This window comes from Massilia litorea, assembly GCF_015101885.1.
Classification (GTDB): domain Bacteria; phylum Pseudomonadota; class Gammaproteobacteria; order Burkholderiales; family Burkholderiaceae_D; genus Telluria; species Telluria litorea.
Window position 1 is genome coordinate 1,563,553 of sequence record NZ_CP062941.1, and the last position, 11,947, is coordinate 1,575,499.

The 11,947-nt window shown below is 64.1% G+C and carries 16 protein-coding genes; 11 read left to right on the top strand and 5 right to left on the bottom strand.

Annotation, left to right across the window (positions count from 1 at the left end; all coding sequences use genetic code 11):
• The first annotated feature begins 1 nt into the window (after nucleotide 1).
• On the top strand, nucleotides 2–694 hold the full coding sequence (locus tag LPB04_RS06950; RefSeq protein WP_193687996.1) for a DUF2461 domain-containing protein: 693 nt from the start codon (nucleotides 2–4) through the stop codon (nucleotides 692–694).
• A 9-nt stretch (nucleotides 695–703) separates the two neighbouring features.
• Nucleotides 704–1,084, top strand: a complete 381-nt coding sequence (locus LPB04_RS06955) for a cupin domain-containing protein (protein WP_193687997.1) — start codon at nucleotides 704–706, stop codon at nucleotides 1,082–1,084.
• 51 nt (nucleotides 1,085–1,135) lie between these two features.
• Here LPB04_RS06955 and LPB04_RS06960 read toward each other — a convergent pair whose 3' ends face one another.
• The 5 genes from LPB04_RS06960 to LPB04_RS06980 form a co-directional block, all read right to left on the bottom strand.
• Nucleotides 1,136–2,143, bottom strand: a complete 1,008-nt coding sequence (locus LPB04_RS06960; protein WP_227496645.1) for an NAD(P)H-dependent glycerol-3-phosphate dehydrogenase — start codon at nucleotides 2,141–2,143, stop codon at nucleotides 1,136–1,138.
• 26 nt (nucleotides 2,144–2,169) lie between these two features.
• Nucleotides 2,170–2,613, bottom strand: a complete 444-nt coding sequence (locus LPB04_RS06965) for an SH3 domain-containing protein (RefSeq protein WP_193687999.1) — start codon at nucleotides 2,611–2,613, stop codon at nucleotides 2,170–2,172.
• A 152-nt stretch (nucleotides 2,614–2,765) separates the two neighbouring features.
• Complete coding sequence (secB, locus tag LPB04_RS06970; RefSeq protein WP_193688000.1) at nucleotides 2,766–3,227, bottom strand: protein-export chaperone SecB; 462 nt, start codon at nucleotides 3,225–3,227, stop codon at nucleotides 2,766–2,768.
• Nucleotides 3,228–3,428: 201 nt separating this feature from the next.
• Nucleotides 3,429–3,692, bottom strand: a complete 264-nt coding sequence (gene grxC, locus LPB04_RS06975) for a glutaredoxin 3 (protein WP_056342617.1) — start codon at nucleotides 3,690–3,692, stop codon at nucleotides 3,429–3,431.
• A 23-nt stretch (nucleotides 3,693–3,715) separates the two neighbouring features.
• Nucleotides 3,716–4,117: a rhodanese-like domain-containing protein gene (locus tag LPB04_RS06980; RefSeq protein WP_193688001.1), complete on the bottom strand. Its 402-nt coding sequence runs from the start codon at nucleotides 4,115–4,117 to the stop codon at nucleotides 3,716–3,718.
• Nucleotides 4,118–4,246: 129 nt separating this feature from the next.
• Between LPB04_RS06980 and gpmA the strand changes: the two genes are divergently transcribed.
• The 9 genes from gpmA to gspK all read left to right on the top strand — a co-directional run bounded on the left by gpmA (nucleotide 4,247) and on the right by gspK (nucleotide 11,940).
• Nucleotides 4,247–4,993, top strand: coding sequence for a 2,3-diphosphoglycerate-dependent phosphoglycerate mutase (gpmA, locus tag LPB04_RS06985; RefSeq protein WP_193688002.1), 747 nt, complete (start codon nucleotides 4,247–4,249; stop codon nucleotides 4,991–4,993).
• A 3-nt stretch (nucleotides 4,994–4,996) separates the two neighbouring features.
• Nucleotides 4,997–6,424 carry a murein hydrolase activator EnvC family protein gene (locus LPB04_RS06990; protein WP_407943883.1) on the top strand — a complete coding sequence of 476 codons (1,428 nt, stop codon included), beginning with the start codon at nucleotides 4,997–4,999 and terminating at the stop codon, nucleotides 6,422–6,424.
• A gap of 8 nt (nucleotides 6,425–6,432) precedes the next feature.
• Nucleotides 6,433–7,908 carry a S41 family peptidase gene (locus LPB04_RS06995; RefSeq protein ID WP_193688003.1) on the top strand — a complete coding sequence of 492 codons (1,476 nt, stop codon included), beginning with the start codon at nucleotides 6,433–6,435 and terminating at the stop codon, nucleotides 7,906–7,908.
• Between the two features lie 67 nt (nucleotides 7,909–7,975).
• The gene (locus tag LPB04_RS07000; RefSeq protein WP_193688004.1) at nucleotides 7,976–8,737 is read left to right on the top strand and encodes a HesA/MoeB/ThiF family protein; all 762 of its coding nucleotides are present in this window, start codon (nucleotides 7,976–7,978) and stop codon (nucleotides 8,735–8,737) included.
• A 113-nt stretch (nucleotides 8,738–8,850) separates the two neighbouring features.
• The gene (gene gspG / locus LPB04_RS07005) at nucleotides 8,851–9,303 is read left to right on the top strand and encodes a type II secretion system major pseudopilin GspG (RefSeq protein ID WP_193688005.1); all 453 of its coding nucleotides are present in this window, start codon (nucleotides 8,851–8,853) and stop codon (nucleotides 9,301–9,303) included.
• Nucleotides 9,304–9,309: 6 nt separating this feature from the next.
• Nucleotides 9,310–9,816 (top strand): GspH/FimT family pseudopilin, encoded by a 507-nt coding sequence (locus LPB04_RS07010; RefSeq protein ID WP_193688006.1) that lies wholly within the window; start codon nucleotides 9,310–9,312, stop codon nucleotides 9,814–9,816.
• Nucleotides 9,813–10,193 carry a type II secretion system minor pseudopilin GspI gene (gspI, locus tag LPB04_RS07015; RefSeq protein WP_193688007.1) on the top strand — a complete coding sequence of 127 codons (381 nt, stop codon included), beginning with the start codon at nucleotides 9,813–9,815 and terminating at the stop codon, nucleotides 10,191–10,193. Before LPB04_RS07010 ends, gspI begins: the two co-directional genes overlap by 4 nt.
• Entirely contained in the window at nucleotides 10,190–10,813 is a 624-nt protein-coding gene (locus LPB04_RS07020; protein ID WP_193688008.1) for a PulJ/GspJ family protein, read from the top strand. Before gspI ends, LPB04_RS07020 begins: the two co-directional genes overlap by 4 nt.
• Nucleotides 10,813–11,940 (top strand): type II secretion system minor pseudopilin GspK, encoded by a 1,128-nt coding sequence (gene gspK / locus LPB04_RS07025; RefSeq protein WP_193688009.1) that lies wholly within the window; start codon nucleotides 10,813–10,815, stop codon nucleotides 11,938–11,940. Before LPB04_RS07020 ends, gspK begins: the two co-directional genes overlap by 1 nt.
• The last annotated feature ends 7 nt before the right edge of the window (nucleotides 11,941–11,947 follow it).

Sequence of the window (11,947 nt, forward strand, 5' to 3'; positions counted from 1 at the left end):
CATGCACCTGCGTGACTTGACGCAATTTCTTAGCGAGCTAAGCGAAAACAACACCCGTCCCTGGTTCATCATGAACAAACCGCGCTACGACATCCTGCGCGAAGAGTTTTTGGCCGTCGTTACCGAACTGATCCGCGAGCTCACGACATTCGACCGCCAGATCGCCGGCGTCGATCCGAAGAAGGCGATGTTCCGCATCAACCGCGACATCCGCTTTTCGAACGACAAGACCCCCTATAAAACCCGGTTTTCGGCAGGCATCACGCCGAACAACAAACGGCGTCCGAGCGAAGGCGGCGGGTCGACCTATTATTTTCAAATTGACGGCAACGGCACCCTGGGTCTCGGCGCCGGCGAATACCTGCCGCCCGCGGCGCGTCTGAAAGCGATCCGCGAACACGTGGTCAACGATGCGCCAGGTTTCGCGAAAATGTTAAAGAATAAACACCTGCGCGCGACCTATGGCGACCTGCTCGACGAAGACAAACTGCAGCGTCCGCCAAAAGGGTTCGATCCGGCGCACCCGCATATCGAACACATCAAGCTGAAAAGCTTTTTCGTGTGGACGGAACTGCCGCTCAAGGTGAACGATCCGGACGAGCTGGTGCCGCGGCTGGCGCGCGGATTCGAGGATGCCTTTGCGCTGGTCACCTGGCTGCGCGGGGTGCCGCACACAAACGAAGAGAACGAATAAGGAGGCGACATGGCCTTGCAACACGCAGCATCGGGCGAACGGATCGCCTTGCAACGCGGCGAAGACGACATCGCCAATTTCACGTCGATCGCGCTGGCGAAGACCGAACACATGGAACTGATCCGGCTGATCGTCCCGAAGGACAAACCGATGCCGGAACACCGGGTCGAGGGAGAAGTCACCCTGTTGTGCCTGGAGGGAGAAGTCGTGGTCGATGCGCACGGCAACAGCGTGGTGCTGCGCCCGAACGAAATGCTGTACCTGATTGGTGGCGAACCGCATGGCATCCGTGCCAACGAGGATGCCGTGGTCCTGATGACGATTCTGTTGGGGCCGGTGCGCACGGGCGGGCCGACGCATACCGGCGCCGGCGCAGGTCAGGACAAATAAGCACGCAGTGCGTATTGTTCCGGGCAGGCTCGCGCAGCCTGCCCGGCGCAATCAAATCAATTCATTCCTCGGATCGCGCGCCAGCAACTGCTTCGCCATCTCCGCCGCGTCGTAGCCGTCGAACAGGACTGCCGCCACCGCATTCGTGATCGGCATGTCGACCCCGAGTTTGGCCGCCAGATCGCGCACCGCTTTCGAACAGGGCACGCCTTCGGCCACGTGACCGAGTTCGGCCACGATCGTCGCCAAAGGTTTGCCCTGCGCCAGCGCCAGGCCGACACGGCGGTTGCGCGACAGGTCCCCGGTGCAGGTCAGGATCAAATCTCCCATCCCCGTCAGCCCCATGAAGGTGCCGGGTTGGCCGCCCAGGGCCATGCCGAGGCGGGTGATCTCGGCCAGTCCACGCGTGATCAAGGCCGCGCGCGCATTCAGGCCGAGCCCGAGGCCGTCGGCGGTGCCGGTCGCGATCGCCAACACATTTTTGACGGCACCGCCCACTTCCACGCCAATGACGTCATCGCAGGCGTACACGCGCAGGTTGCCGCCGTGGACCGTGGCGACTACGCTGTCGCGCAATTGTTTCGAGGTCGAGGCCACCGCCAGCGCACAGGGCAGGCCACGCGCCACTTCCTGCGCGAACGACGGCCCCGACAAGGCCGCACCCGGTACCGACTCGCCCAGCACCTCGCGCACCACCTGGTGCGGCAATAAACCGGTGCCGTATTCAAAACCTTTGCAGAGCCAGACGACGTTCGGGATCTTTCTCCCTTTGAGCTGCTCGAGCAGCGGACGCAAGCCGGCGACCGGGCAGGCCGCGATCAGGAGCGCGTCCGGCCCGGCGTCGAGCACGTGAGACAAGGCTTGCTCGAAATCGGCGGTGACGCGCAGGCTGTCGGGCAGCGGCTGACCCGGCAAATAGGTCGTGTTCTCGCGCGCGGCGGCGGTTGCGGCCATCTGTTCGGCGTTGCGGCCCCAGAGCAGCACGTCGTGGCGTGCAGCGACGGCGATGGCGACGGCGGTGCCCCAGGCGCCCGCGCCGAGAACGGTGATCTTGTTCATTTTCTTGGTTTCTTGCATGGTTGAATTCAGGTGCCCCAGATCTCAAACGCGCGCACGAAGCCGGCGATGCCGTCCTGGTGGCGCACGCGGACCCAGTCGTTCGCTTGCGGGTCGACTAGCTCGAGCAGGACGCCCTTGTCGGCCGTCATCAGGACGGCGGCGTTGTCGTCGGGCGCGGCGCGTACTTTGGCAAACGGCACCTTCACGACGACGTTGCGGCGCGCGGACAGTCCCCTCGATTCGGTCCAGGCGAATTCGCCATCGACGTCGCGCACCTTGACCCAGTCGCCGTAGCGCGCAACGATCTCGACCGGCATGCCTTGCGGCGCGACGTAGCGCTTGCCGCTTTTCGCAGAGGGCGCGTCATACAGCACGACGGAGGCGGCGCCGACCGAGCGGAAATCGGCGGCGCAGGCCTGCGCGCATGCCAGCATCAGCAGCACGGTGGAGAAGGATCGGGAAATGGTCATGGCAGGGCCCGGGTTCGGTAAAACCAGACGCCAATATGGCAGGAAGGGCATCCACCCCGCGCTTTTCATGGATATAAAAGGCGCGGCAGGGATGCCCGTCACGGTATGCCGACCCATCCAGCGCATGCCGAACGGGGCAGGCAAAGTACAACTTAGTTTGCCGGTGCGGCTGCAGCGGCTTCAGCCATCGCCTGGCGGCGCTGCTGGTAGAACACTTCGAAGTTGATCTCGGCCAGGTGCACTGGCGGGAAGCCGGCACGGGTGATCACGTCGGCGATGTTCGCGCGCAGGTACGGGTACACGATGTTCGGGCAGCCGATGCCCAGCAGCGGATCCATCTGGTCGGCAGGGATGTTGCGTGCCTCGAAGATGCCGCCTTGCTTGCCTTCGACCAGGAAAGCGACCTTGTCCTTGACCTTGGCGGTCACGGTGATGGTCACGGTCGACTCGTAGATGCCTTCGGCGATCGCTTCAGCGCCAACGTCCAGCGAGACCTCGATGGTCGGGGCTTCCTGCTCGAGGAAGATTGCCGGGGAGTTCGGTTGTTCCAGCGACATGTCTTTCAGATAGACGCGTTGGATTTGGAAGACTGGTTGCAGGTTTTCGTCAGACATGGAACGCTTTCGTTGTGAAGTAAAAGGGACGGCAAAGCGCCGCCCCCGATGGGCTTGGAGTCAAACGCAACGGCAATTGTATCAAAATCAATTTGGATAAAATACTCCCGCGGGGCGCCTTTTTCGCCCCGCCCCGATTTGTAGCCTGGGCACCTGTGCCCAGGGTGCGGCGCCCGATCAACCCGCACCCACGGCCTTACCTTACTCCCCCTTGAGCAGCGGATCGAGACGCCCGGCCTGATCCAGCGCATACAAATCGTCGAAGCCGCCGACGTGGGTCTCGCCCACGTAGATCTGCGGCACCGTGCGGCGGCCGGTCTTTTGCATCATGATCTGGCGCTGTTCCGGGTCGAGGTCGACACGGATGCGCTCGATTTCGGTCACGCCCTTGGCTTCGAGCAGGCGCTCGGCGCGGACGCAGTAGGGGCAGCTGGCGGTGTGATAGAGGACAACGTGGGCACTCATGATGATTTCCTTCCTGTCTTGATTTACTTGGTGGTCGGCAGGCCGGCTGCCGTCCAGGCCGTCATGCCGCCTTCCAGGCTGAGCGCGTCTTCGAAGCCGGCCGCCTTCAACTGGCGGACCGCCTTGTCCGAACGGGCGCCGGTCTGGCAGACGACGACCAGGGTGCGGCTTTTCGACTTTTCCAGCTCGCCGATGCGATTGCCCAAGTCTGCCAGCGGAATGTTTTTCGCGTCGCGCACGTGGCCCGCCGCAAATTCGTCGGCGCCGCGCACGTCCAGAATCGTGGTCTTGCCGCGGTTGATCAGCTGGGTAACCTGCAGCGCGGTCGCGCGGCGGCCCTTCGGCGCCAGGGCTGGCCACAGCAGCGCGCCACCGGAAACGACGGCAATAGCGACGATGAAGATATTATCGAGGATGAATTTCACAAGGCTTCCAATGGTTGAACGCAATCCGGCCATTATAAAATAGAAGCCGGACAGGAATATTTTTAGGGGCTCGATCAGCCGCAGCGGGCGCCTTTGCACGTTTTTTCAATAGATAGCAAAGAAGATCTTATGTACAAAATCGTATTCATGCGCCATGGCGAATCCACCTGGAACCTGGCCAACCGCTTTACCGGCTGGGTCGACGTCGACCTGACCGACAAGGGCATCAACGAAGCGAAGGCCGCCGGCCGCGTGCTGCGCGAAGCCGGTTTTCATTTCGACCTGGCCTACACCTCGGTCCTGAAACGCGCGATCCGCACGCTGTGGCTGGCGCTCGACGAGATGGATCAAATGTACCTGCCGATCAAGAACGACTGGCGCCTGAACGAGCGCCACTATGGCGCCCTGCAGGGCCTGGACAAGGCGGAAACGGCTGCCAAATACGGCGACGCGCAGGTGCTGGTCTGGCGCCGCAGCTACGACACGCCGCCGCCCGCCCTCGAGGAAGGCGACGACCGCGCATCGTTCAACGACCCGCGCTACGCCGGCCTGCCGAAGGAGCAGATTCCCCTCACCGAATGTTTAAAAGACACCGTAGCGCGCGTGATGCCGGCCTGGGACGAAGAGATTGCCCCGGCCATCCGCGCCGGCAAGCAGATCCTGATTTCGGCCCACGGCAACAGCCTGCGCGCCCTGATCAAGATGCTGGACGGGATCAGCGATGCCGACATCGTCGGCCTCAACATCCCGAACGGCCAGCCGCTGGTATATGAACTGGACGAAAACCTGAAGCCGATCCGCCATTACTACCTGGGCGACCAGGAAGCGATCGCCGCGGCGACCGCAGCGGTGGCGAACCAAGGGAAGGCGAAGTAAGTCTTGCGTTTTCCTATCAAGAAGTTGGCCGTCGGCACCCTGCTGTGCGGCCTGCTGGCCCTGTCCGCGGCGGGTACCGCCGCGGCCGCCAAGCCTACCGAACGCAGCCGCCAGAAGGCGGCTGCCGAGGCGCAGCGCGCCGGGATCCAGCAAAAGCTGACGGCGCTCAAGAAAGAGATCAGCCGTACCGAGAGCGAAAAGGACGATGCCGCCGACACGCTGGCCGAGTCGGAAGAGGCGATCTCGAACGCGAACCGCGCCCTGCGCGACCTGCACCAGGAAACGGTCGAGACCAATGTCCGCCTGCAAGACCTCGCGGGCGAACAGGAACGCCTGGCGCAAACGATCGCTGGCCAGAAAAAACAACTGTCGGCCCTGCTGCGCGAGCACTATGTGGCCGGCAATGAGGACAGAATCAAGCTGCTGCTGTCGGGAGACAACCCGAACCGCATCAACCGCGATTTGCAGATGATGGCCTATGTCTCGCAGGCGCAGGCAAAACTGCTGACCGCCCTGAACGCGAACCTGGCGCAAGTCGAGGCGAACAAGGAGAAGGTCGAGAACGCCAAGGTCGAACTCGAAGAGATCGCCGAGGAACAGCGCGACCAGAAAGCCGTGCTGGAAAAGGAAAAGGCGCGCCGCGCCGCCCTGCTCGGCGAACTGTCGAGCAAACTGGTGGTGCAGAGAAAACAGGCCGACAGCCTGCAGCGCGACGAGCAGCGCATGAGCGGCCTGGTCGACCAGCTGACCAAGCTGATCCGCGAACAGGCCGAGGCCGAACGCAAGCGGCAAGAAGCGCTCGCTGCCGCCCGCGCCAAGGCGAAGCTGGAAGCGGAAGCGGCCGCGAAAGCGCGCGCGCTGGCCCGTGCCGCCGCAAAAGCCGAGCGCGAGCGGTTGGCGCGCGAAGCGGCGAAAGCGGGCAAGCCGGCACCAAAACCATTGCCGCCGGAGCCTGATGAGCCGAAGGTGGCGGAGCAGCCGAAACACGAAGAGCGTACGCCCGATATTTCGCTCGCGCCCGCGGCGCCCGCCGGCGCCTTCGCCTCTCTGCGCGGACGGTTGACGTCACCGGTCAGCGGCACCATCGCGGCGCGCTTCGGCGCCAAGCGCGGCGGCGATGGCCCGAGCTGGAAAGGGATGTTCATCAAGGCGCCGGAAGGGACGGAAGTGCGCTCGGTGGCGGTCGGCCGCGTGGTGCACTCGGGCTGGATGCGCGGCTTCGGGAATTTGATCATCGTCGACCACGGCGGCGACTATTTATCGATCTACGCCAACAACCAGACGCTATTGAAACGCCTGGGCGATGCGGTGCGCGCCGGCGAGCCGATTGCGAGCGCGGGCAATACCGGCGGTAACGAAGAATCGGGGCTATACTTTGAGCTCAGGCATCTCGGTAAAGCCTTCGACCCGGCAAGCTGGGTTAAATTCTAGGGGCAGCGATGGGCAACAAAGTGAAAAGCATGGGCCTGGTCGGCCTGGGTGTCGTGGCCGGCGTGGCGCTGACGGTGCAGGTCTCGGCCTGGGCGCAGAAGGGCGAGCCAAGTCCGTTGCCGCTGGACGAACTGCGCCAGCTGGCCGATGTCTTCGGCCTCATCAAAAGCGATTACGTGGTGCCGGTCGAGGACAAGAAGCTTTTATCGGAAGCCATCGGCGGCATGGTCGCCTCGCTCGACCCGCATTCGGTCTACCTCGACCAGAAGGCGTATCGCGAGATGCGCGAAAGCGTGCAGGGTAAATTCGTCGGCGTCGGCATCGAAGTCGCGGCCGAAGACGGCTACGTGAAAATCGTCTCGCCGATCGAAGACTCTCCCGCCTACCGGGCCGGCATCAAGGCCGGGGACCTGATCACCCGCATCGACAATGTTCCCGTCAAAGGCTTGTCGATCGACGACGCCATCAAGAAAATGCGCGGCAAGCCAGGCAGCAAAGTGACGCTGACGATCGCCCGCCGCGGCGACGACCGCCCGTGGGTGGTCCCCGTCACGCGCGAGGAAATCCGCGTCCTGAGCGTCAAGGCAAAAATGGTCGAGCCCGATTACGCCTGGGTGCGCATCAGCCAGTTCCAGGAAGCGACTTTAGAGGAGCTGGCGACCAAGACGCAGGCCCTGTACGCCGCCAATCCGAACATCAAGGGGCTCATACTCGACCTGCGCAACGATCCGGGCGGCCTGCTGCCGGGCGCGATCGGCGTCTCGACCGCCTTCCTGCCGAAGGAAGAGCTGATTGTCTCGACCAAGGGCCAATTGCCCGACTCCAACCAGAGCTATTATGGCCGGCGCGAATTCTATGCCCCGCGCGGCGCCGATCCGCTGGCGAAACTGCCGGCCGGATTGAAAACGGTGCCGATGATCGTGCTGGTCAACGGCGGCTCGGCCTCGGCCTCGGAGATCGTCGCCGGCGCCCTGCAGGACTACAAGCGCGCCATCGTGATGGGCAGCCAGAGCTTTGGCAAGGGCTCGGTGCAGACCCTGCGGCCCTTATCAAGCGACACGGCCATCAAACTGACCACGGCGCGCTACTACACGCCGAAGGGACGGGCGATCCAGGCCAACGGCATCGTGCCCGACATGGCGGTCGACGAAACGGCGGAAGGCGACGGTTTGAATGCGCTGCGCGTGCGCGAAGTGGATTTGCAGCGCCACCTGGCGGGCGAGAACGAAAAGCCGGGCGCGGTCGCCAAGGATGCCCGCGACAGCGCCGAACAGAGACAACGCGCGCTGGCCCTGCTGAAGAACCGCAAACCGCTTGAATTGGGCGGCAAGGACGATTTTCAACTGGCCCAGGCGCTGAACCACTTTAAAGGGTTGCCAGTAAAAGTTGCCAGGGCGGAGGCGGTCGAAGTGATCTCGCCCGAGCCGAAGCAGTTGCCGGGGACCGAAACGAAACCGCCGGAGCTGAAGGGCTCGAAGAAGTAAAGCAGGTGAATGGCCGTACCCGGATGCATGATTGTCCGCGCCGACGCCGTCCACCCTGCATCGCTCCATGAACGACTCCCAACTGCTGCGCTATTCGCGCCACATCCTGCTCGATGAGATCGGTATCGAAGGCCAGGCCCGCCTGCTGGCCTCCCATGTCTTCGTCATCGGCGCCGGCGGCCTCGGCTCGCCGGCGGCGATGTACCTGGCCGCCAGCGGCGTCGGCCACATCACCCTGGTCGACGATGACCTCGTCGACCTGACGAACCTGCAACGCCAGGTGATGCACACGACCGAACGCATCGGCACCTCCAAAGTCGCGTCCGGCCGCGCGGCTTTGCACGCGATCAACCCGGAGGTGAGCGTCACTGCCCTCTGCGAACGCGCCGGCGACGCCCGGCTGCGCGAACTGGCGCAAGCTGCCTCGGTCGTGCTCGATTGCAGCGACAATTTCGCCACCCGCCATGCCGTCAACCGCGCCTGCGTCGCGGCCGGGGTGCCGCTGGTGGCGGGCGCGGCGATCCGCTTCGACGGGCAATTGTCCGTATTCGACACGCGCCGCGCCGACTGTCCCTGCTACGCCTGTGTCTTCCCCGAGGACAGCGGTTTTGAAGATGTTGCCTGCAGCACGATGGGGGTCTTCGCGCCCCTGGTCGGCATCGTCGGCGCCGTCCAGGCCGCCGAGGCCCTGAAGCTGATATTAAATGTCGGCATGCCGCTGGCCGGGCGCCTGCTGCTGCTCGACGGGCGCGCCATGGAGTGGACCGAGATCCGCGCGGCCCGCAATCCGGGCTGTTCTGTCTGCCAGGAAAGACCCGCGCACGCCTGAGAGTGCAGCGGGTTTTGCTCTGCAATACAATGGCGCACCGCCGCTGGTGGTTCTTGCCCCCCATTCCGCCTTATACTAAGCCGATTGTCCCATCCACCTTTTCAAGATTGACTATGCAGATCGTTTCGCACCGTGCAGTTGGCCGGCGTCTCGCGCGCGGCTTCACCCTCGTTGAAATCATGGTTGTCGTGGTCATCATCGGCATCCTGGGCGCGCTGGTCGTGCCGAAACTGTTGGGCCGTACCGGCGAGTCGCGCGTGGTCGCGGCAAAAACCGACATCGCCACCCTGATGCAGGCACTCAAACTCTACAAGCTGGACAACCAGCGCTACCCGACCACCGAACAGGGCCTGCAAGCCCTGACCACCAAGCCGACCTCGGGCCCATCGGCCAATGGCTGGAAGGAAGGCGGTTACGTCGAAAAGCTGCCGAAGGATCCCTGGGGTAACTCGTACCAGTACCTGTCGCCCGGCTTGCATGGCGAAGTCGACATCTTCTCGTTCGGCGCCGATGGCCAGGCCGGCGGCGAAGGCGAAGACGCCGACGTCGGCTCCTGGCAGGGATAAGTCGTCATGGCCGGCGCCGCGCCGCCACACAGGGCTGATGGTTTCACCTTGGTGGAAATCCTGGTCGTGATGGTCATCATCGGCATCACGCTCGGGATGGCCTCGCTCAACGCGATTCCCAGTCCGCGCCAGGATCTCGAAAACGAGGCGAAACGCCTGACCTTGCTGCTCCAGCTGGCGCGCGACGAAGCCATCGTACGTAACCGCGAAGTCGCCTTCGAGGCCACGCCCGAGCGCTACCGCTTCCTGGTGCGCGAGGACAAGGGCTGGACCCCCGTGACCCAGGACGATTTATTGCGCGAACGGCCTTTCCGGAATGCCCCGGTGCGCCTGCTGCTCGATCCGCCGGCCGCCGGCATCAACGCCAATAGCGAGGCCATGCGCGTGACCTTCGGCCGCGAGCCGGTCGACAAACCTTTTACCCTGACCCTCGCCAGCGGCAACAACAGCGTCGGCGTGCGCGCCGACGGCGTCGGCCATTTCACGGTCGTCGAACCGGGAGAACCGCAGTGACCCCTTCCAGGCAGCACGCCGGTTTCACCCTGCTCGAGGTGCTGGTGGCGCTCGTCATCGTCGGCACCGCGCTCGGCGCCGGCCTGCGCGCGATCGGCAGCCTGGCCTCGAACGGTGCCGGCTTGCGTTCGTCCATGATGGCGACCTGGTCGGCCGAGAACCGTCTCGTGCAAATCCGCCTGAGCAAGGAATTCCCGGAAATCGGCAAGCGCAGCTATGCCTGCGGCCAGGGCGATTTACGCCTGATGTGCCAGGACGAAGTGCTGGCCAGCCCGAATCCCCAGTTGCGCCGCGTCGAAGTGTCGGTGTTCGACATGGATAATCCGAACCGGCGCATCCTCAAATTGGTGCAGCTCGTCCTGAGGCCCTCGCCATGAAGACGGCGCGCGGGTTCACCCTGGTCGAATTATTGGTGGCGATCGGCATCCTCGCCATGGTGGCCGTGCTCGGCTGGCGCGGCCTGGACGGCATCGTGCGTGCCAGGGTCGCCCTGACTGACCAGATGGAAATGACACGCGGCATGCAGCTGGCCTTTGCCCAGATGCAGAGCGACTGCGAACACGCGGCCGACGCCACCATGCTGGGTCGCCGTCCCTTCCTGCTGCAGGCCGACAACCGCCTGACCCTGGTCCGTACCGTATTCAACGAAAACGAACCGGCGCGCCTGCAAGTGATTGCCTACCGCCTCGTCGACAAGCAGTTGCAGCGGCGCGAATCGAAGACCACCCGCGACCTGGTCGAGCTCGACGCGCTGTGGCAGGCCTCGGTCAGCGATACCGATCCAACCCCGCCGGTGACGCTGCAGGGCGGCGTCGAATCGATGGGCGTCCTGGTGTGGCAGAACGGCGCCTGGCAAAAGCAGGCACAGCAGCAGCAGGTAGCCGCGGCTGTCCAGGGCGGGGTGGTGCCGAACGCCGTGACCGGGTTACAGGTGGTGCTGGCCGCCCGCGGCTTTCCGCAGCCGCTGACCAAGGCCTTCCTGTTGGGGAGTATCTGATGCCTGCTTTTCGCCATCCCCGGCGCCAGCGCGGCGTCGCCGTCATCACCGCCTTGCTGCTGACCACGCTGGCGATTTCGATTGTCGCCAGCCTGTTCTGGCAGCAGCAGGTGCAGGTGCGCTCGATGGAAAACCAGAGGCTGCACCTGCAGACGCGCTGGATCCTGCGCGGCGCGCTCGACTGGTCGACCCTGGTGCTGCGCCAGGATGCCTACACCAACCGCTACACGGCGTTGAACCAGGTCTGGGCCACACCGCTGGCGGAAACCCGGCTCGACCAGTACATCGAGCGCGAGCGGGTGGAAGGTGAAGTGTTTGATGCTAGTCTTTCTGGCAACATCGTCGACGCCACCTCGCGTTACAATCTGCGCAACCTCGAAAGTGGAAACAGGATCGACAAGGCCCAGCTGGAAATTTTACAGCGCCTGCTGACCAACCTGCAGATCAATCCGGCGCTGGCGAAAACCGCCGCCAACCTGATCGCCGGCAGCCAGCCCGTCATCCAGCCGCCCGGCCAGGTCGATCCGGTCACGGGCCAGGAGGTCGGTGGCCAGGAAAGGGACCCGAGCGCCGGCGGTACGCCGGGCGCCGTGGGTGCTGGAGGTGCTGCGGTAGCGGCGGCGGGCAGCGCCGCGGGTAACGGGACGGGAAGCGGCGACGCCGGCAATCCGGATGGCAGCGCCACGATCGCGGTGTCGCGCGAAGGCCTGGGCACGCCGATCAAATTCCTCGAAGTCGAGGATTTATTGGCGGTGCGGGGCATGACGCCCGAGATGCTGGAAAAGTTGCGCCCATTCGTCATCGTGCTGCCGGAACGCACGCCGATCAATGTGAATACGGCCTCGGCCGAAGTGCTGGCGGCGGTGATCCCGAATTTTTCGCTGTCGGAGGCGAACGCCTTGCTGGCGCGCCGCCGCAGTGTGCCCTGGACCGACATCGCCAACTTCCAGGCCGATATCACCGGGCACACGCCGGTACCGGATTCGGTGGACGTGAAAAGCAATTGGTTCCTCGTGAATAGCTACATCCGCCTCGACCGCGCCGCATTGAATGCGCAGTCGCTGGTCCAGCGCAGCGGCAATCAGATTGGCGGCGGCGTCAAGGTGGTTTGGGTTCGTCAAAACTAAAAGAAAG